At 61.7% G+C, this 20,708-nt stretch carries 14 protein-coding genes; 3 read left to right on the top strand and 11 right to left on the bottom strand.

The window, feature by feature from the left end:
* Positions 1-259 precede the first annotated feature (259 nt).
* A complete protein-coding gene (locus tag CUJ84_RS28915; RefSeq protein WP_105009041.1) occupies positions 260-2,143 on the top strand; it encodes a HAMP domain-containing methyl-accepting chemotaxis protein in 1,884 nt (627 codons plus the stop codon).
* A 66-nt stretch (positions 2,144-2,209) separates the two neighbouring features.
* On the opposite strand, the gene CUJ84_RS28910 is transcribed toward CUJ84_RS28915, so the two are convergent.
* The 5 genes from CUJ84_RS28910 to CUJ84_RS28890 form a co-directional block, all read right to left on the bottom strand.
* Positions 2,210-3,661: an NCS1 family nucleobase:cation symporter-1 gene (locus CUJ84_RS28910; RefSeq protein WP_105009040.1), complete on the bottom strand. Its 1,452-nt coding sequence runs from the start codon at positions 3,659-3,661 to the stop codon at positions 2,210-2,212.
* Positions 3,662-3,813: 152 nt separating this feature from the next.
* Positions 3,814-4,995, bottom strand: coding sequence for an alpha/beta hydrolase (locus tag CUJ84_RS28905; RefSeq protein WP_105009039.1), 1,182 nt, complete (start codon positions 4,993-4,995; stop codon positions 3,814-3,816).
* A 76-nt stretch (positions 4,996-5,071) separates the two neighbouring features.
* Entirely contained in the window at positions 5,072-8,143 is a 3,072-nt protein-coding gene (locus CUJ84_RS28900; protein WP_105009038.1) for an efflux RND transporter permease subunit, read from the bottom strand.
* Entirely contained in the window at positions 8,140-9,225 is a 1,086-nt protein-coding gene (locus CUJ84_RS28895) for an efflux RND transporter periplasmic adaptor subunit (protein ID WP_105009037.1), read from the bottom strand. Before CUJ84_RS28895 ends, CUJ84_RS28900 begins: the two co-directional genes overlap by 4 nt.
* Positions 9,222-10,295 (bottom strand): efflux RND transporter periplasmic adaptor subunit, encoded by a 1,074-nt coding sequence (locus CUJ84_RS28890; protein WP_105009036.1) that lies wholly within the window; start codon positions 10,293-10,295, stop codon positions 9,222-9,224. Before CUJ84_RS28890 ends, CUJ84_RS28895 begins: the two co-directional genes overlap by 4 nt.
* A gap of 111 nt (positions 10,296-10,406) precedes the next feature.
* On the opposite strand from CUJ84_RS28890, the gene CUJ84_RS28885 reads away from it, so the two are divergent.
* Together CUJ84_RS28885 and CUJ84_RS28880 are read left to right on the top strand one after the other, a co-directional pair.
* On the top strand, positions 10,407-11,036 hold the full coding sequence (locus CUJ84_RS28885) for a TetR/AcrR family transcriptional regulator (protein WP_105009035.1): 630 nt from the start codon (positions 10,407-10,409) through the stop codon (positions 11,034-11,036).
* Positions 11,037-11,150: 114 nt separating this feature from the next.
* Entirely contained in the window at positions 11,151-12,188 is a 1,038-nt protein-coding gene (locus CUJ84_RS28880; protein ID WP_105009034.1) for a LacI family DNA-binding transcriptional regulator, read from the top strand.
* Between the two features lie 268 nt (positions 12,189-12,456).
* On the opposite strand, the gene CUJ84_RS28875 is transcribed toward CUJ84_RS28880, so the two are convergent.
* The 6 genes from CUJ84_RS28875 to CUJ84_RS28850 are packed head-to-tail and all read right to left on the bottom strand — an operon-like array spanning position 12,457 to position 20,592.
* Entirely contained in the window at positions 12,457-13,503 is a 1,047-nt protein-coding gene (locus CUJ84_RS28875) for a carbohydrate ABC transporter permease (protein WP_105009033.1), read from the bottom strand.
* Position 13,504: 1 nt separating this feature from the next.
* Positions 13,505-14,500 (bottom strand): carbohydrate ABC transporter permease, encoded by a 996-nt coding sequence (locus tag CUJ84_RS28870; RefSeq protein WP_105009032.1) that lies wholly within the window; start codon positions 14,498-14,500, stop codon positions 13,505-13,507.
* 2 nt (positions 14,501-14,502) lie between these two features.
* Positions 14,503-15,609, bottom strand: coding sequence for an ABC transporter ATP-binding protein (locus CUJ84_RS28865; protein ID WP_105009031.1), 1,107 nt, complete (start codon positions 15,607-15,609; stop codon positions 14,503-14,505).
* Positions 15,597-16,961 carry a glycoside hydrolase family 28 protein gene (locus tag CUJ84_RS28860; protein WP_105009030.1) on the bottom strand — a complete coding sequence of 455 codons (1,365 nt, stop codon included), beginning with the start codon at positions 16,959-16,961 and terminating at the stop codon, positions 15,597-15,599. The genes CUJ84_RS28865 and CUJ84_RS28860 overlap by 13 nt, the downstream gene beginning before the upstream one ends.
* On the bottom strand, positions 16,958-18,052 hold the full coding sequence (locus tag CUJ84_RS28855) for a glycoside hydrolase family 88/105 protein (RefSeq protein WP_105009029.1): 1,095 nt from the start codon (positions 18,050-18,052) through the stop codon (positions 16,958-16,960). Before CUJ84_RS28855 ends, CUJ84_RS28860 begins: the two co-directional genes overlap by 4 nt.
* A gap of 17 nt (positions 18,053-18,069) precedes the next feature.
* Positions 18,070-20,592, bottom strand: coding sequence for a hypothetical protein (locus CUJ84_RS28850; protein ID WP_105009028.1), 2,523 nt, complete (start codon positions 20,590-20,592; stop codon positions 18,070-18,072).
* Positions 20,593-20,708: the final 116 nt, after the last annotated feature.

Here is a 20,708-nt window from a genome sequence, read left to right as displayed (position 1 = left end):
GGATCACATATCCGCAGCCAGCCCCTCCGCCGGTCAGGCGCTCAACCGATCATAATGCTATTTCGTAAAACATGCATCACCGCGTCGGCGCGAAGCCGACCAGGCGCCTTCATCGGGAGCCTGAGCGCGGAAACGGCGATGGCTTTCGGGAAAACTGGTAAACGGCGTTTTTACATATGGAACAAATCGTTAAATTTTTTTCGATACAAAAGTCCTCGGCCAAGCCGGTATGAAGCCGGACGTTCGATGGGGATTTTCGATGCGTCGTCCAAACATAAAATCGAGTTTGCTGTTGATTTTCAGTGGTATAGCTCTTCTTTTCGGGCTTGTCGCTTATCTCGCGGTCGACGGTCTTCGAAATACGAACGGCTCCACCGAAGAAATTGCGACCAACTGGCTGCCGAGCGTGCAGGCGTCGCAGGCGATCAATCTCGCCATGACGAATTTGCGCCTCGCCTACCGTGATCACATCATCGCGCAGTCGGATGCAGAAAAGAAAACGCGCGAAGAGGCCATTAGAGTCGCCGAGGATGCAGTTGGCAAAGCGGCGGACGCCTATCTTCTGCTGGCTTCGTCCGACCACGAGCGCGAACTGATCAAGACGATCAAGGAGAGCGTTGGTGGCTACATCGCCAGCAGCTCGCAGCTGCTCGTCCTTTCCCGGGCCAACAAGACCGAGGAAGCCGGGCAATATCTGGGTGGAGAGATGCGCTCTTATTCGGATAAACTCAAGGAAGCTACTGCGGCCCTGGTCGAACTGAACGTCAGCGGCAGCAACAAGGCCGCCGAACTCAGCAAGGAGACCTTCGCCTCGATAGAATTCGAGCTATTTGCCGCGATCGGCTTTGCGGGATTGCTCGTTCTCGGCGCCGTCGTCTTCGTGCTGACTGGCATCGCCAATCCGATTACCGGCATCACCTCCTCGATGCGACGGCTGGCCGAAGGAGACACCGGTTCAGAGATTCCGTATGCCGACCGCGCCGACGAAATCGGATCGATGGCGGGGGCGGTGGAGATCTTCCGCCAGGCCGCGATCACCAACAAGCGGATGGCAATCGAAGCCGACGAAAACCGCAACAGGGCGGAGGCCGATCGCCTTGCCGCCCAGCAGCAGGCAGAAGCTGACGCCTCGGAGCGGCTGCGCATTGCCACCTCGGGTCTCGCCGCCGGTTTGAAGCGGCTGGCCGGAGGCGATCTCGCCTTCCAGCTCAACGAAGCCTTCGCGCCCGACTTCGAGGCGCTTCGCCATGACTTCAACCAGTCCGTCACCCAACTCGGCGCGACACTGAGAGCAATTTCCGACAGCATCGGCACGATCGACGAAGGCACGCGGGAAATTTCTTCCGGGGCGAGCGATCTTGCAAAGCGCACGGAGCAGCAGGCAGCTTCGCTCGAAGAGACGGCGGCCGCACTGGAGGAGATCACGGCGAACGTGTCGAACTCCAGCAAGCGAACCGAGGAGACGCGCACGGTGGCCACGGAGGCAAATCGCAGTGCCGGGGTCTCCGCGGAAGTCGTTTCCCACGCCGAAGAGGCGATGGAACGTATCGAGACGTCGTCGCAGCAGATTTCCAACATCATCAGCGTCATCGACGAAATTGCGTTCCAGACCAACCTTCTCGCCCTCAATGCCGGCGTGGAAGCGGCAAGAGCCGGCGAGGCCGGCAAGGGCTTCGCCGTCGTCGCCCAGGAAGTGCGCGAACTCGCCCAGCGCTCGGCAAGTGCTGCCAAGGAAATCAAGGGCCTGATCCAAAACTCCTCGAAGGAGGTGGAAGGCGGGGTCAAGCTGGTGCGCGATACCGGCCAGGCCTTGAAGACCATCGGCGGCTTCATCACCCAGATCAATCACCATATGGATTCGATCGCCACCTCAGCGAAGGAGCAGTCCATCGGCCTCAGCGAAGTCAACGTCGCGGTCAACCGGATGGACCAGACCACGCAACAGAACGCAACCATGGTGCAACAGTCGACGGCGGCATCCGATTCGCTCGCGCAGGAAGCCCAGAAGCTTCGCGAACTCATCGCCCAATTCAAGCTCGATGATGTGGCCTCCAGCCACTCCTCAGCCCTTCGCTCGACGACGAGAACGATGGCGCAGCCAACGGCTCGTGCAGCCGTGCACGCGGTTGCCGCACGCCGCTGAAACAGGCGGCAACAGGAAATCCAACATCAAAAGGCGCCCGGCGATTGCCGGGCGCCTTTCATTCGGTCATGACGCGAAGGCCGGCTTGCGCCGCGCGCCCATTCTCAAGACGAAATAGATCGCCCCGCCGATGGCGACGCCGAAGAACCAGCCGTAGGTTCCCCACCAGTCCGGCAGGATGGTGGTGAAGGTCGGCAGGATCGAGGAGAACAGCACGCCCACCGCAAATGCGATGAAGGCATTGCCGTGCCATCCGCTCTGGAACCGGAACTCGCCATTCTCATGGTAGAGCGCTTCGACGTTCAGCTGGCTTCTCCGGATGAGATAGTAGTCCACCATCATGATGCCGAAGATCGGCCCCATCGTCGATCCGATGAAATTGACGAAATGCGCCGCACCCGTCTCCCAGGGAGCAAACGGGTAAAGCACGAGGGCGATCAGGGCGGCGATATATCCCCCGCGTTTGAAGTTGATCTGGCGCGGGAAGACATTGGCGAAGTCGAAGGCCGGCGACACGAAGTTCGCCACGACGTTGATGCCGAGCGTTGCGATCGCGAATGTCAGCGCGGCCAGCAACGCCAGGAACCAGCTGTCGAATTTCGCCGATATCTGTTCCGGATGCAGCAGCACCTCTCCGTAGACCGTAAAGGCGGCGGTGGTCGTAACACCTGCGACGAGGCAGAACGCCAGGAGGTTGATCGGAAGCCCCCAGAGGTTGCCTTTCCTGAGCGCCTTTTCATTCGTTGCGTAGCGCGAAAAATCGCAGAAGTTCAGGTAAAGTGCAGCGAAATAGGTGATCCAGGTGGCGGCCACGGCAGCTAGCGCTGCAATCGAACCGGGCTCACCTGGCACGCCCGCATCCTTGGTCTTTTCGATCAGCACGTCTCGCGGGATTTCGGACCCGAAGGAGAAGGTGCCTGATTTGGCGACCAGATAGACCGCAAGCACCAGCATCATGATCCAGACGGCCGGACCGGCCCAATCCTGGAACTTGCGAACCGTTTCCATCCCGCGCTGAATGATCAGCAACTGCAGCGCCCAGACGATGACGTAGCAGATGACCTCGAGCGTCGAGTGGCCGAGGAAGTGGCTGTTCTGGTGAAAGGCAAGCAGGCCGTCGTTGCGGATCAGCAAGGCAACGATGGCGCCGGATGCGGCGGCGGTCTGCGCCCCGTACCAGAAGCAGGCGACCACCGCTCGGACGAGTGCCGGCACGTTCGCCCCGAACGTGCCGAAGGAGGCGCGCGCCAGAACCGGAAACGGTACGCCGGTGCGCACGCCGGCATTGCCGACCAGGCTCATCAAAATGAAGATGACCAGAGATCCGATGCCGATGGCGATGACGAAATTGACGAAGCTGCCGCACAGCAGGAACAGGCTCGCCGCCAGATAATAGCCCCACAGGCTGTGGACGTCTGATGTCCAGACGTTAAAGATGCTGAATGCACCCCATTTACGCTCCTCGGCGGGTGCAAGATCCTCGTTGTATAACGAGGGAGACGGATTTCGTACGCTCATGAATGCCCTCCCCTATCCTTGCGGCCAAATCGACCACAGGCGGAAGTCTGCTCTTCATTTGTGCATCTGACAATTTAATAGTCACATTATGCACATGTCTTGACGATGCCTCAGGATTAGCCATGGGCGCCCGCCCGAGACACCAGCTCTCATCATTGCGAGCCGACGACACGACCGGCCAGGCGAAACGGACTTGCGACTGCGGCGCCGGCGGCATCGAAGACATAGGCGCCAACGTCGCCGGCGCTCGACCGTCTTCCGCTTTCGAAGGATGCAAGCTGCGCGCCGAACTTGGCAAGCGATGCGTAGCGGTCGTGCCCTAACCCGTCGGACGCCTGGATCGACGTGATGTCGATGACCCGAAGCCTTTCCTTCAACGCGGCCTCCCTGATGACGGGATCGTCGATATCGATGCGTCCGACGCGCGCCCGCTCTCCCGCTATGAAGCTCGAGGCCACCAGCGCCCGGTCGTCCTTGGAAACGAGAAGAGATATCGGGACTGGCATTCGCCCGATATCCTTCAGCTGGGACCGGAAAACATCGACGTCGATGTCAGGGGCGGCAAGGATCACCGCCAGTTTACCGATGACGTCGTCGCGATGCTGCAGTTTAAGCTGGCGCACGGTCTCCATGACCAGGAATCCGCCCATGCTGTGTCCGAAAAGAATGATGCGCTTCACCTTCCCGGAAGCCGAGAGCGAGGTAACAAGCGAGTCGAGGTCGCTGCGCGAGGACAGCGCCGCATCGCGGTCGGCGACATAGCCGGCGACGGCGGCGGCCGAAGGCCACGAAAACAGAATCGGAGAACCCGGAATATTGGCGTCCGCAGCGATCTGCGCAGTGCGAAACAGCGCCTCCTGATAACTATAGTTGTAGCCATGGACGAAGATGCCGACGGTACCGTCGGACTGGGTGGAGCGGAGCGCCTCCTCTACGAATGCATGCCTTGGAAGCTGCTTGCGCCTGATGACGGCAAATTGCCGTTCGGGATCCGGCCTCGAGGTCGGATATGTGATCGCGGTGTCCTTCCGGTTGGGAGGGACCGAAAACGCATATTGCTCGTAGGTGAGATTGTCAGCCCAGGCGCTCCCAAACCCGCCGCGCACGGTGTCGGGGTTCCTGTTTGTCGCGGCGAGCACGTTTACGCGGTTCGAGGCGGCTTCATCGGAATGAAGCGATGCATTCAGATGAGCTGGGAGATGAACCGGCAGATGGACCGGGTTCAACACATCGGGCGACGGCCTCGTGGCGCAACCGGCGAGCATCGCCAGGCCGATCGTGACCAGCATCGCCTTGGCCCCCATCGGAAACTCGTTCAAACGCTGTTCCGTCATCGAGTTCTCTCCTCGGAAGCCAGGACCTGCAGCGGCCGCCGCGACGGCCGCATGCGATGGATGTCGAAGCCGGTGCTCACGCCTCTGCCACGGCATCGGCCTCACCGCCTTTATCCCTCGGGATCCTGAACCACGCGACGTAGAGCGCAGGCAGGAACAGCAGGGTGAGCGCGGTTCCGACGACGATGCCGCCCATCATGGCGTAGGCCATCGGGCCCCAGAAGATCTCGCGCGAGATCGGAATCAGCGCCAGCGTGGCTGCCGCGGCCGTCAGCATGATCGGCCGCATGCGGTGTTCGGTGGCCTCGATGACCGCTTGCCAGGGCGCCATTCCTTCACTGCGCAGATGTTCGATCTGGACGACCAGGATGACGGAGTTGCGGATCAGGATGCCGATGAGCGCAAGCACGCCGAGGATCGCGACGAAGCCCATAGGGGAATTGCTCAGCAGCAGCGCCGCGACCACGCCGATCAGGGCCGTCGGCGCGACGGCGAACACCAGAAAGAGGCGGCTGAAGCTTTGCAGCTGGATCATCAGGATCGTCGCCATCGCAAACAGCATCAGCGGAGCGACCGCTGCAATCGGCCCCTGCGCCTCGGCGCTGGATTCGACCGCGCCGCCCACTTCCACCTTGTATCCCACGGGAAGGTTTTTCTGGAACTCTTCCACCTTGGGCTTCAACTGGTCGACGATCGTGGCCGGTTGCGTGGGACCGACGACGGCTGCCTTGACCGTTATGGTGGGTTGCCTGTCGCGACGCCAAATCGTCGGCTGCTCGAGTTCGTAGCGGAAATTCGCCACGGCGGAGAGAGGCACGACCTTGCCGTTGGAGGTGGAGAGCTGCAGATTCTCAAGCGTCTGGATGGAGTCGCGCTCGGATGCCCTGGCGCGGCCGATGACGTTGACCAGGTAGATGTCGTCTCGAACCTGGGTGGCCGTCGAGCCTTCGACGATGCCGTTAAGCGCGGTAGCGATGTCTTCGGAGGATACGCCGAGCTGGCGCGCCTTGTCCTGCAGGACATCGACCTTCACCACGCGGGACGGCTCGTTCCAGTCCAGGACCATGTTTGCCAGAAGCGGGTGTGATCCCATGACGCCGGCAAACTGCTGCGAGAGATCGCGGACCTTTTGAATATCGGGGCCGCTGATCCGGTACTGCACCGGCTTGCCCACCGGCGGACCGATGTCGAGAAGCTTGACGAAGGCGTCGGTGCCGGGGAAGGTTTTCGTCAGATAGGCCTGCAGTTCCGCCCGCACCTTGTCACGCACGTCGAGCCCTTTGGTGACGATGATCGTCTGTCCGAACGACACGTCGGGGGTCTGCACGTCAAAGGACAAGATGAAGCGTGGCGCGCCCTGGCCGACATAGGTGGTCCAATGATCGATATCCTTGTTGCCGGCCAGCATCTCCTTTTCGAACCTGGCCATCTGCCTGTTGGTTTCGGCGATCGAACTGTTGTGCGGGAGGTTCCAGTCGATGACGAGCTCGGTCCTGTCCGAGCTGGGGAAGAACTGCTGCTGCACCAGCCCCATGCCGCCAATCGAAAGCCCGAAGACGCCGACCGTGAGGATGATGGTGACCCAGCGCCAGCGCATCGCCAGCCCCAGAAGCCGGGAGAAGACCGAGGCGAAGCGGCCCTTCTTCTCGTGATGCGATTTCATCGTCTTCGGCAGGATCGTAACGCCGAGAAGCGGCGTGAACAGCACCGCCACCACCCAGGAAACAATCAGCGAAACTGCGATGACCACGAAAAGCGTGAAGGTGAACTCACCGGCAGCACTGTTGTTAAGACCGACGGGAATGAAGCCGGCAACGGTGACGAGCGTTCCCGTCAGCATCGGGAAGGCGGTCGATGTATAAACGTAGGTGGCGGCTTTCCTGAGATCGTCGCCGGCCTCCAGGCGGGCCACCATCATCTCGACGGCGATCATGGCGTCGTCGACAAGCAGCCCGAGCGCGATGATGAGCGCGCCGAGCGAGATGCGCTGAAGCGAAATGCCGGAATATTCCATCACCACGAAGGTGATCGCCAGGACGAGCGGAATGGAGATCGCCACCACCATGCCGGCGCGAAGACCAAGGCTGATGAAGCTGATGATCAGGACGATGACAATCGCTTCGAAGAGCGCGCGGGTAAATCCGGATACAGCTTCGTCGACAACGGCCGGCTGATCGGAAACGCGGTGGACGTCCACGCCGATCGGAAGGTCGGCGACGACACGTTTCATCTGTGCGTCGAGCCCCTCGCCGAACTCCAGAAGATTGGCGCCCTGCTTCATGCCGATTGCAAGCCCGATCGCCGGCTGGCCGTCGAAGCGGAACAACGCCGACGGCGGATCCACGTAGCCGCGTTTGATCGTGGCGACATCGCTCAGCGGAAAGAAGCGGTCGTTTATCCTGAGATTGATCGATCTCAGGCTGTCCTCCGAGGTGAATTGTCCGCTGACCCGCAATGCGATGCGCTCCGGCCCGGCGTCAACGAAGCCGGACTGCGTGACGGCGTTCTGAGCCTGCAGGGTCTGGATGACCGACTGCTGGTCGATCCCGAGGGCGGCGATCTGGCGTGTGGAGAATTCGAGATAGATCGCCTCGTCCTGAGCGCCGACCACATCGACCTTGCCAACGTTGGGTACGGTCAGAACCTTGGAACGGGCGTCTTCCACGAGATCGCGAAGTTGGCGCTGGGTAAGCCCGTCGCTGGTGAAGGCGTAGATGTTTCCGAAGACGTCGCCAAAGCGATCGTTGAAGAAAGGACCGACGACCCCGGTGGGGAAATCGCCCTTGATGTCGGCGATCATGTTGCGGATGCGCAGCCAGGTCGGCGCGACATCCTTTGCCTTGGTCGTCGGCAGCAGCTCGACGAAGACGGTCGTCTGGCCGGCAACAGTCTCGCTCTTGGTGTAGTCGAGCGATTCCAGTTCCTGGAGCTTTTTCTCGATCCTGTCGGTCACCTGCCGCGTCACCTCTTCGGCTGAGGCGCCGGGCCACTGCGCGGTGATCACCATCGTCTTGATCGTGAAGTTCGGGTCTTCCTCGCGGCCGAGTTTCACGTAGGAGAAGGCGCCTGCGAGAATGAAGACGATCATGAAGTACCAGACGAGCGAACGGTGTTCGAGCGCCCAGTCGGAAAGATTGAAGGACTTCACTGGCTGATCTCCTGGTCGATCCTGATGGCCTGGCCATCTTCAAGTTTATGCACGCCTGCCACGACTACCCTTTCTCCGGGGGCGAGCCCTTCGGTGACGCGAACGGTGCCGCCGTCTTCGACCTCGCCGTCGATCTTCACGCGGCGAAGCGATACCTTCCTGGCAGGCGCATCGACGATCCAGACACTCAGGCCGTCGCTGCCGGCAAGGATTGCCGAGGAAGGCAGGACGATCTGCAGGTCGGCGGCAATGGTCGCCGAGGCTGAGATGACGGAGCCGAGCCTGAAGGCTTCAGGTGGATTGCTGAGCGCGATCTTGGTTCTGCTCGTACGGGTGGCGGTCTCCGCTTCCGGGGCGATCTCGCGCACGACTCCCGACGTGCGGATCGTCGGAGCGAGCTGCAGCGTCACTTCGAAGGGCGCGCCGATTTTCAGTTTCTGGGCGGCGGCCTGGGGCACGTCGACCACGGCGTCGCGCTTGTCCGGCCGGGCGATGGTCACGACCGTCTGGCCGGCCGACACCACCTGGCCGACCTCGGCCGAGGTCGCCGTCACAACGCCATCGAATTCTGCCCGAAGCTGCGCATAACCGAGCTGCTCTTTGGCCTTGTCGAGATTGGCCTGCGCCTTGGCGACGGCGGCTGCGGCGGTTCGCCTTGCCTGCTCGGCCTCTTCGAGCGAGGCTTCGGTGCCGGAGCGCGACTCCAGCAGCGCGCGCTGGCGCTGCTCGGTGGTCACCGCGTTTCTGAGCTGGGCGTCGCTGTTTTCCACGTCCGACTGGGCGTTGCGCACGGCAAGCTCCAGCGCCAGCGGATCGATGGCGGCAACGACGTCATCCTTCTTAACGAGATCTCCGACATTGACGTTGCGGGCGATCATCCGGCCGAGAATCCGGAAACCGAGTTCGGTCTCGATCGTCGGTTCGATCGTACCGGTCAGGCCCAGGCTCGTAGCGGCCGTCTGCCTGACTGTCATCGACAGCACGGGACGGGGTGCTTCCTCCTTGCTTTCCTCCTGCGGCGCGCAGGAGGAGATCAGGGCCGTGCCCACCATCAGTGCGACTATGTTGAGACGAATACTCACTTGGAAGCTTCCTTGACATAAGACACGATTTCACCCGCCCTGAGGAATTTGCTCCCGTCGGTCACCACGACATCTCCTTCCGACACGCCTGACTTGACGATGAAGCTGCCGGTCTCGTAGCCGGCGACATCCACCGTCCTTGCCGAAACCGCAGACGATGCGGGATCGACGATCCAGACGGCCGGCTTGCCTCCCTTGGACGTCATGGCCGACCAGGGAAGCTGGATGACGTCCTGCGAGACGTAATTGAATCTTCCGACGACGGGAGCGCCGAGAGGGATCAGAGCGTCGCTCGATATCGCGACCTTGACCTTGATGGTTCCGGTGGAGGAATCGATCGTCGGCGAAATCTCGCGAACCTTCGCCGCGATTTTCTGCGTCGGGTTCGACAGAAGGGTCACGGTCCCGTCGCCGTCGATCGGGCGCAGGAACGCGCTTTCGACCACCTCAAAGACGGCATCCCGGTCGCCGTCATGGGCAAGGGTAAAGACGACCTGGGCGGCCTGCGCCACCTGCCCGACCTCGGCATTGCGGGCGGTGATCACCCCATCGGCGTCCGCCTTCAGCTCCGTATAAGACAGGGTATCCTGGGCGGTTTCGAAGAGCGCCTGCGCCGACTTCGTCGATGCCTGCGCGGTCAGAAGCGCCTCCTGCGCCTGGTCGAGTGCCGCACGCGTCGTCACCTGCGTTCGAAACAGGCTCTGCTGGCGGTCATATGCGAGCTGCGCCTGGGTCTGCTGCGCCTCAGCCGACTGAAGATTGGCTGCCGCCACATCCAGGTCAGCCTTTTGCTCTTCCGGATCGATGCGCGCGAGGAGTTGCCCCGCCTTCACGGATTGTCCGACTTCCACCAGTCGCTCGATGATCTTGCCGCTGACGCGGAAGGACAGATCGGTCTGGACACGGGCGCGGACTTCTCCGGTGATCGCGCCACCTTGGACCAGCGGCTCAGGCTTGGCGACGACGACGCCGACCTGCCGTGGGGTTGGCTCAGTCGGCCCGCGCTCATCGCTGCATGATCCGAGACCGATGGCGCATATGATCGCTGTGGCGACCAGAATGGTTCTCATAGTTGACCTCTTGCTCTCAACGGCAGCTCCTATATAATTGACTGACGCATTAGTCAATGAAACTTTGTGCCGCAGGAACGAGGGCGTGCGCAACAAGGGAGGCGAGGCAATATGGCAGCTCAGAAGAAGATCACCCGCGCGGAACAGAAAGCGCTGCGGCCCATCCAGATCCTGGATGCCGCCTTCGAGGAATTCGTGAGGAGCGGTTTCACCGGCACGCGCGTCGAAGACATCGCCGACAGGGTCGGCGTCACCAAGGGTACGGTGTATGTCTACTTCGAGACGAAGGAGAAGCTTTTCGAAGCCATGATCAACCACTTCTCCGTGCCGTTTCAGGAACTGCTGGGGATCACCGAGGGCCTCACCGGCAGCGCCACAGACCGGCTGCTTTCCATTCTCGGCCTGCTCTACGAACAAATCGCCGAGGATCGCATGACCCGCGAGCTGACGCGGCTCGTCATTGCCGAAGGACACCGGTTCCCCGACCTGATCGACCGCCACCACGATCAGTTCATTGAGCCGATCATCGCCAAGGTCGACGCTCTCATTCTGGAGGGTGTGGCGTCGGGGGAGTTTCGCGAAATTCCGGTGGAATTCTCGGAAATCGTGGTCGCGCCCATCCTGACGACGACGGTTCTGCGGCTGATATTCGACGACCGCCGCGTGCCCACTCCCAACAAGGAGGCCTTCTTGCAGGCCTATTTCGACCTGCTGCTCAACGGCCTGCTTGCCAAGAACTGATCGCCGAATGACGAAAAATACCGCGCCACGCACGTAGCTTTTCTCAAGTTTTTATGTAAAAACATTGAGTTAGCCATACCTTCGAAGGTACAGCCTCAATTCGTGACGGAAAAAGTGGAACGCAAAGTCAATCTGAAGGATGTCGCGCGCGATGCTGACGTATCGCTGAGCACGGCCTCACACGCACTGAACGGAACCGCGCCGCTGACGATCGAGGTGCGTGAAAGGGTTCTGGATTCGGCAAAACGCCTGGGTTACCTCGACCGCCGGAGGAAGAAGGCGACGATCGCGACCTTGCGCGTCCTGCTTCTTGCGATTCCCGACGATGCCGCACCGGAGAGCGATCTCAATCTGGTGAGTTGGACGATCCTCAACGGTCTTCGCAGGGAGTGCGAACGCCGCGGCATCAGGATCGTACCCTTCGTTAGCACCGGCCGGCGTATCGACGGCGCCCAGGTCAGGCAGATCGCGCTCTCGGAACGTGCCGACGGCATCGTGGTCCTGAACGACGATCAGCCGGAACTGATCCGAAGCCTCGCCTCCCCCGATATGCCGGTCGTCATCGTCAACGGCGAAGACCCCGCCATGCTGGTCGATACGGTCACCCCCGAAAACCGCTTCGGAGCGCGGCTCGGCATCGAGCACCTGCTGGCGCTCGGGCATCGCCGTATCCTGCACCTGACCTGGAAGGGCCGCACGACGATCCAGCGCCGATATGACGGCTTTTCCGATGCCTATTTCGCCGCGCAGCTTCCCGTGCCTGACGATATGATCGTCGAGGCAGAGGGATATGAGCCCCGGCACGGCGAGGCTGCTATCAACGCACTGCTCGACCGCGATCCCACGATGAAAGGGGCGACCGCCGTCTTCTGCGCGGCCGACAATCTGGCGCTCGGCTGCCTGAAGGCATTGGCCGATCGCGACATCCGCGTGCCCGAAGCGATTTCTGTCCTGGGGTTCGACGACATCGTCCCCGGCGAATTCAGCCGTCCGCCGCTTTCGACGATCAGCGTTCCCACAGACAGGCTCGGCGCTGCCGCCTTGGCGCTCATCGAACAGCGGTTGATCGCCAACGATCCGCAGCGGCCGGCCCATCGCCTGGAACTCGGATGCCACCTCGTCCTGCGCGGCAGCGTCGCACCGCCGCGCTAGATGTCTAGTTCCGGGCGTTATGCTGTATTCCCGGCATTTTCGTAAAACGGAATTGGAGAGGTCCAGGCGATCAAGTGTGAACCTCAGTGCCCAGGCCATGGTGCATGTCGCTCGAAAAATGGCCGGCGGCTTTGGGAGCCATGCACAAAAACAACGACCAAAACGCGCCGCATGAAACAAGTTCAATGCGACGCGCTTCAGCCGGGAGGAAGAGGCGATATGGGTTCTTTCGGCGGTTGCGAAGAGATCTTTCTCCCCGCCTCGCCGTTCATTTCATGCCTGTTCCGGCGATCCCCGTGGTGATGTACTTCTGCAGGAACAGGAAAACGACGGTGACAGGCAGCAGGCTGAGGAACGTCATCGCCAGGATATAGTGCCACTGCACCGAGAACTCGCCCTGGAACGCATTCAGACCGACCTGCAGGGTGAAATTCTCGCGGCTGTTGAGGACGATGAGCGGCCAGAGGAAATCGTTCCACCGCCAGAGCACCGAAAAGATCGCCAGCACTGCGAGAGCCGGCGCCGTCAGCGGCAGGATAATGCGCCAGAAGATGCAGAATTCGCTTGCCGCATCGACCCGCGCCGCCTCTATCAGCTCGTCGGGTATGGTCAGCATATATTGCCGCAGCAGGAAGACAGCGGTCGGAGAGGCGACCGTCGGCAGGATGACGCCCCAGAGGTTGTCGGCAAGCCCGACCCCGACGATGACGAGATAGGCCGGCACCATGACGACGGCGAGCGGGATCATCAACGTCGAAATGATGATGACGAAGACCGTCGTATCACCAGCAAATTTGTATTTCGACAGGGCAAAGGCCGCCATGGCGTTGACGATCAGCGTCAGAAGCGTTGCGACGAATGTGACGAATACCGAATTCTTGAGGAAGGTCAGGAAGTTGAAGCGCGTCAGCGGATCGGTGTAATTCTGCGTGGCGACCGTCAGCCTCTGCACCGGCGTCATCCCCTTTACGTCGACGCTGACGGGCTGTCCCGGATTTGCGGGGTCGACCATCTGGGCCTTGAGGCCTATGCGGCGGACCATGGCCATTTCGCGCAACTGGCCGTCGACGTTGACCTGCCAGAGGCTGAGCGGCTTGTCGAAGCCGGGCACGGTCTGCTCCACCGCGGTCCGGGGAAGCAGCGACGGCGGAAACCGGGTGATCTCAGCGGCCGGCTTCAGCGAGGAGAGACCTGCCCAGAGGACCGGAAGCAACACCACGAAGGTTCCGCCGATCAGCCAGACCCATGACAATATGTCGGTTATATCGATGCGTCCGGCCCGGCGTGTGCGCGTGAAAAAGCTGATCGGGTTCATCTCAGGACTCCATTCGCTTGCCGATGCGCAGCTGTATGAGGGTGAGAACCAGAAGCACCAGCCCCATGAGAACCGATGCCGCGGATGCGAGACCGAAGAGCCGAAGATCGCTGCCGAATGCCATCTGGTAGATATATTGGACGATGAAGCTGTTGGCCGTGCCTGGACCGCCGCCGTTGGTCAAAACCCAGGCCTCGTCGAAGATCTGGACGGATTTGATCATCAAAAGAATGAACACGACTAAGAGGTTCGGGGCCAGCAGGGGAAGCGTGATCCTGAACAGCGTGCGGCGTGGTGAGGCGGCATCGATGGAGGCAGCCTCGTAAAGCTCCTTGGGGATGGCCTGGAGGCCGGCGAGCAGAATGAGGGTATAAAAACCCATGTGAAACCAGACCGACACCACGACGACGAAGAAGCGCGACCAGCCGACGTCGAGCAGGAAGATTTCAGGGGGAACGCCGATCATCTGGAAGAAAGCGTTCAGGAGCCCGTTGCGATCGAGGAACCATTTCCAGATGAGACCGATGACGACGGGAGACAGCAAGACGGGATAGAAGAACATCGCCCTGAAGAAGCCACGCGCGACGATCGCCCGATTGAGGATCAGCGCCGTGATCAACGCCACGAGCAATGTGGCGACGACATTGAAGGCCACGAACCAGAGCGTGTTCCACACAGCCGTCCAGAACAGCGATTCCTGGCAGGTTCCCGGCTGCAGATAATTGCCGCAGGAAAGCAGCGTACGAAAATTGTCCAAGCCTACGAAGGGGCGCTCCGACACGAAAAGATTGGTGCCGCCGGTGAAGGCGTAACCAATCGCGATCGCGATCGGAAGGAACGTGAAGATGGCGAACAGAACGAGGTTCGGCGCCAGGAACAGCCACGGCATGCGCTTGCGGCCGAAGATGCGCTCGATCGCATTCATCGGGGCTTCGACCACCCTCATCGCCGCTTCGCCTGCCTGGGACAGCAATGCACCTGCCTTGAGCGCCGCCATGTTCAGCGCCTCCCCTGTCCGGGCCGCCTGGCAAAAGCCAGGCCGCTTTCGGGATCGAACAGATGAACCCGCCCCGGGGCGGCGTCGATCAAGATGTGATCACCAGGCGCCGGCGCGAAATGACCGGCCTCATGAATGATGATCTGCTCGTCCTCGCCCGCAAGGTTGCCATAGACATAGGTCTCGGTGCCGAGTCCCTCGTGATACTGGACGATGAACGGCAGGCCTTGCTCGCTGGACCGTGAAAAATGCGCGGGCCGGATACCAGCGAGAATGGCCTGGCCGACCGCAATGCCGGCGAGATCGACATCGCTGACGATGCTGCCGCCGTTGCCGACATCGATGGCAACGCCGCTTTCGCCGACGCCTGATACCTTGCCCTTGATGATGTTCATGCGCGGCGAGCCGAGGAAGCCCGCGACGAATAGATTGCGCGGGCTATCGAACAGATCCAGCGGTGCTCCGACCTGCTCGACCCGCCCAGCCCTCAGCACGACGATTTTGTCGGCCATCGTCATCGCCTCGACCTGGTCATGCGTGACATAGATCATCGTCGTCTTGATGTCGCGGTGGAGCTTGGTGATCTCAGCCCGGGTCTGGACGCGCAGCGCCGCGTCGAGATTGGACAGCGGCTCGTCGAAGAGGAAAATGTCAGGTTCGCGCACGATGGCCCGGCCGATCGCCACGCGCTGGCGCTGGCCGCCCGAAAGCTGCTTCGGACGTCGGTCCAGATAGGGCTCGATCGCCAGCATCCTGGCAGCTTCGGCAATCCGCGCCTCGATCTCGGCGCGCTTGAACTTCAGGTTCTCCAGGCCGAAAGCGAGGTTCTTGCGAACGCTCATATGCGGATAGAGCGCGTAGGACTGGAAGACCATTGCAATCTTGCGCTCGGCCGGCGAGAGCGCGCTAACGTCGCGGGCCCCGATCGCGATTGCGCCCGACGTGACCTCTTCGAGGCCGGCGATGACGCGCAACAGTGTCGACTTGCCGCATCCCGAAGGGCCGACGAAGACGACGAACTCGCCGTCCTTGATATCGAGCTCGACGTCATGCAGGACTTTGACAGAGCCATACGACTTGTTGACGTTGGAAAGTTTCAGTTCTGCCATGCCCCACTCCCATCAGGTGCCGCCGTTTCGAAGACAGCGTCGTTTTTGTTCCAGCCTTGCGGCAGCGGTGTCGGTCTTGTGATCCGCACCTCGTTCATCAAGATCCCGGTGACCCCCGCCACGTAGACGGCCGGCATTCCTCCCGGATAATGCTCAAGACCGATCACCCGGCCGTCCGACCCGCGGGTCCAGGCATTGGCGCGGCCGCCGCCATCGGCTTTCGGGGAAAGGTCCGCGTTTGTCGGGCGCAGGTCGTAGGACCGCGCAGTGCCCAGTTGCCCGGGCTGCTGGTCTAAGGCGATGCGCGCCAGCGATGCGTTGCCGATGCCGGCCGACGAGGTCGAAATGACGGTGATCGCCCCTTCCATCCACCCGGTTATGTCCTCGACGATGAGATTTTCGATGGCGCCCGCCGGGCGTTCCGTGACACGGTCGACAACATTGACGGTCAGCGCCTCCCCCGAGCCCCAGAAACCATCGGGGGTCTCGCGGCACTCTACCGCTATTCTCGAAAACCTCACGTTGGATATCCGGCCGCCGTCGCGGGAAAATACGCCGAGCGCCCTGTTGGAGGATGTGACGCTGCAATCCTCGAACACGACATTGGTGACGTCGCCATGCGTTTCCGTGCCGATCTTCAGCGCGCAGCTTAGGCTCTGAACGGAGCAGCGGCGAACAAGAATGTTCTCGCATCGCCCGATGGCAACACGATCGGGCCCGATGCTCGTCTTCAGGCATATGCCGTCGTCGGCCGTCGATATCCGGCAGTCCTCGATGACGGCGCCGCGGCAGGCATCCAGCACGATGCCATCGGTATTGGGAAGGCGGCGGTCGTTGTCGATGGTCACGTCCCTGACCGCAACATCGGTGCAGTTGACGAAGTGCAGCGTCCACATCGGCGAGCGGCAAATATGGACGGAGCTGATCTCGACCTCGTCGCAACCCTCAAAGACGACGACACGGGGACGAAATTCGGCCGGGATGAAGGTTCCCACCGTCTCGTCGTCTCCCACAATGAAGCTGTCACAACCGGCTTCGATGCGCCCCGCCCCCGTCAGGCTGATCCGCCGTGCATCCTTGGCGACGATCATGCCGCGGTCCGACTTTTCGGCGATCACCGAAACGGTCGTCTGCGCATAGGCGGCATAATCCGGAACGGGACGCAGGATCGCGCCGGCGGCCAGATGAAGGTCGACACCGGATCTGAGCTGGAGCCCGCGGCAGACATGGATGCCGGCCATGAGCTCCACGCGTCCGCCGCCTGAAGCCGACAGGCCGTCGATGGCCGCCTGCAGGCGGACCGTATCGTCGCCCTCCGCCGGCTCGATCGCGACAAGAGACACGGGGCTCATTGGCGCTCGCCGTTCTCGAGAAAGACTTCCGTCAGGAGCAGCATGGTCAGCGCCTGGCCATAAGGCGTCGGCACGTTGGGGATACGCCTGTAGAAATCGAGGTCATGGCCCATCGGCGTGCCGTCCGAGACGCCGTGGACGACACCTTCTTCGTCGATCTGCGCCAGCACCGCCGCAAGCGCGCGCTCGGCATAGGCCCTGTCGTCCTTGTCGAGAATACCGGCATCGATGGCGCGCAATATGCCATAGGCAATGCCTGCCGTGGCCGAGGTTTCCAACGGCGAAGACGGATCGTCCAGAAGCGTCGTGAACATCCCATCCGGCCGCTGGTATGCTTTCAAGGAGCGCACCTGGCTGACGAGGACGTTCGACAGAAAACGCCGGTCCTTCTCGCCGAGCGTCGGAACGAGGTCGAAGAGCTCAGGGATGGCGACCGTGATCCAGGCATTGCCGCGCGCCCAGAAGGCATTGGCGAAATTGTGCCGCCCGTTGAAGGTCCAGCCATGATACCAGAGCCCGCTGACCGGATCGGAGAGGTAGCGGGTGTGGATCACGAATTGATAGACAGCCTCGTCGATCCATTCGCTGCGCTCGCAGAGCACGCCGGCCCGGGCGAGAAACAGGCAGGCCATGAAAAGCGTATCATCCCACAATTCGCCGTCGTTGAGGCGCTCCTTGACGACGTGCTGAAAGCCGCCGTCTTCGGTCTTGGGCAGTTCCTTGACGAGCCATTCGGCCCAGTCCTCGACGAGAGCACGAAAATCGGGACGGTCGACATGCTGGACGAGGATCGCAAGCGGCAGCATCGGCGCCGTGCTGTTGATCTGGCGCGGCGGCAGGCCGCGTTCGATCTGGCCGGCATACCAGGCGACGAGCTCCTCCAGCGCTTTCTGATCATTGGTGGAAATGGCACGCCGCAGGAAGCCGTAAAGACCGACGCCGACTTCCCAGTCCCATTCGTCGAACTGGATTCCGGAGGCGGAATTTCCGGTCACGAGACCTTCCTTGATGCCCCTGAGCCGGCTGAAAGCCGTTGCCACGCGATCGATCGTCGTCAGGAGGGCGGCGTTATCGACAGATGTTGTGTTCATGCTGGAGACCTATGTTTTTAGGAGTAGAACGGCCCGTCAGTGCCGGCGCCGGGGGCTGCACTGTCGTGGGTGAGGATCGGGTGCGGCTGATCGTGGGTGAAGGGCCTCGCCTCGCCGCCGATCGAAAGACCGTCGGCATAGGACAGGCAGATCGCCGGGCCACCAGGCGGCGTCAGGGAGAGACGCCGAAGCCCGGGATCGAAGGAAACCGTCGTCCGGTACAGGCGTTCGGTGAATGCCTTGAAAGCGTCGTTATCGCCGCATCCGACGATACCAGCCCAGCCGCAAACCGGTCCGTAGGAGCGCGCCTCGCGGCCGGCGGTCGGGCCGTCGGTGATCAACTCGAGGCCGTTCGACGCCCAGAGGGCGGAAAATCCCCTGCCCGATCGCGCGATGAGCCACTTGTCTTCGACGATCAGATCGTCCAGGCCGTCGCGGCCGATGTAGGCGTGCGTCCATGCGTGCCGTGCGTCGCTTGTGTCCTCGATCAGCAGGGCGACGTCGCGATGCTGGGCAACGCGCGGCAGGATGCCGTTGCCGGCCCAATAGGACGGCCTTTGATTGCCCCAGGGATCGTCCTCACCGGGATGATTGACCCATAGCCTCGCCATCGGGTGGCCGGCCAGCCTGATGTCGAGGACATGCTGCTGGTGCCCCTTCTGGCCGGTCTTGTGATCGACGACCGTCGAAAGCTGCGCCGCCTCATTCTTGAACAGCACGAGTCTTCCGCTCTCGAGGCCCTGGCTGTAACGAGCCTCGACGCTTCTTGACCGGGTGAGCGCCGCAAGCTCGGCCAGATCGGCGGGCGGCTCGTAGCCGCCGGCGCAGAACATGGTCAATGCAGCGACGCCGTTGTTCAGCCAGCCGGTTCCGAAGGCGACCTGGGCGAAGGGCGCGAGCTCGGTCAGCGGGCCGGCGCGCAACTCCTTGTCGTAAGCGCGGCCCTGCGATCCGGCGGGAACGCCTGCGAGCGTATGAAGGGCGATCATGCGGAAGATGAGATCGATCTGGGCGCGGGCGCGCTCTGATATCGCCGTCTCGGCCCAGCGCTCCAGCGCCAGCAGGCCGATGAAGTCGATCGGGTAATAGGCCGCCGAGTTCCACTCCGCCAACCCATGGGCTTCGACGCTGTCGAACCAGCGCCCGAGCCGCTCGCGGCCAAGTTCCGCCTGCTGCCGGCCTGTCCTGCCCGAGGCTGAAAACACCTCGTCGGGCAAAAGAAGTCCGGCCAACAGCTGGCTCGTATGAAAGCAGAGCACATGGTTCTCGCTCCAGAACCACATCGCGTCGTTGCCCGGCTCGTCGACCCAGTAACGATAGGAGCGGACGGAATGCCGAATGCGAGCGACCACTGCATCGGGCATCCGGTCGGCATAGGCGCCGAGCAGCCACAAGAGCGGCACCATGATGAAATCCGAGCAATCCTCCCGCGCATCGATGGAGGCGAGCGTCGCGTCGATGATGCGGTCGAAGCTTTCCTGGTCGTGGTGACCGGTTTCCATCATCGCTATGAGGCGCCCGACCCGGTTTGCGCCGAAGCGGGCGCTGTATTCCAGCGCCTGTCGCTTGCGGGCGGCGAGCGATGTCTCTGATGCCAACGGCGAAATGCTGCTCATGAAGGCGGCATCGATGACGCGCGTAACCGAACCCGTGCCGGAGCCGATCGTCATGTGGACGCCGTGATAACCGTCCGCAATGCCGCAGACATCGTCGGCCGTGAGGCTGCTCTGATGGGCGCGCAGGGTCAATCGGGAGTCCGCAAGAACGGGCCGTTCGTGACCATGGCCGATGACCTTGATCTCGACAGGCAAGTCGCGTTCGGGCGCGGTGCCGAATATGATCTCCAGCGGCTGATTGACGAAGACGTCGCGGGCCGGGCGCACGCCGCGCGAAAGGGCTTCCAGCTCGCGGACCTCATCCTGGTCCAACGATACGGGGAGCAGTACGCAGAGCGGCTCCTTGTCCAGCATCTCGAGTTCGAAAAACCACGTCGTGTCGCGCTCGGCCAGATCTTCGGTGTGAACGAGAATCTGGTTGTCTCCGGCTTTAAGTGGCAGGCTGATGTCGGTTGCGCTCTCGACATTGCGCTTGAAGGGTTCGAAGCGCACGGTTTCTTGTCCGTTGACCCATATGCGAACGCCGCCGCAGGTTTTCAGTCTGAGATTGAGCGCTCGCGCAGTCTCCGTCCTGAACGTGCCTTTCAGCCATCGCCTGAGATGCGTCGGCACATGCCAGAAGCCGGTGAACTCGACGCGGCGGTTCGAGCCGGGAAGATTGAGGCTTTCGGTCGGCCAGGAGGTGTCGGGGGAGAGCGGCCGCCCCACCATGGTGGACCAGAAGGCCTTGCGGCAGGGCAGATCGCCGACATCAACGAAACCGTTGATGAAACGATAGTTCACGCGGTCTTCGGCCGGCGCGGGCTCGCCGGGAAAATAGCTGGCGATGAGGCCGGAAACGGCCCAGGCCGTTATCGTCTGACCCTCAGCCACGCTGTATGCTGGCACCATCTCATCCGGCTGCTTGATGCATTCCGTTTTCACAGACCGCCTCCTCCGCAATCCTATGAAAATATTTTCATTAGGTCATTTGTGTGTGCGATATTTGAAAATTGCTCAAAAACATCGCTATTGCCTCAGAAAATAGCTTGACGGGATGA

Source organism: Rhizobium leguminosarum (genome assembly GCF_002953715.1).
Lineage (GTDB): Bacteria > Pseudomonadota > Alphaproteobacteria > Rhizobiales > Rhizobiaceae > Rhizobium > Rhizobium leguminosarum_V.
This window is presented reverse-complemented; position numbering and strand designations above follow the sequence as displayed.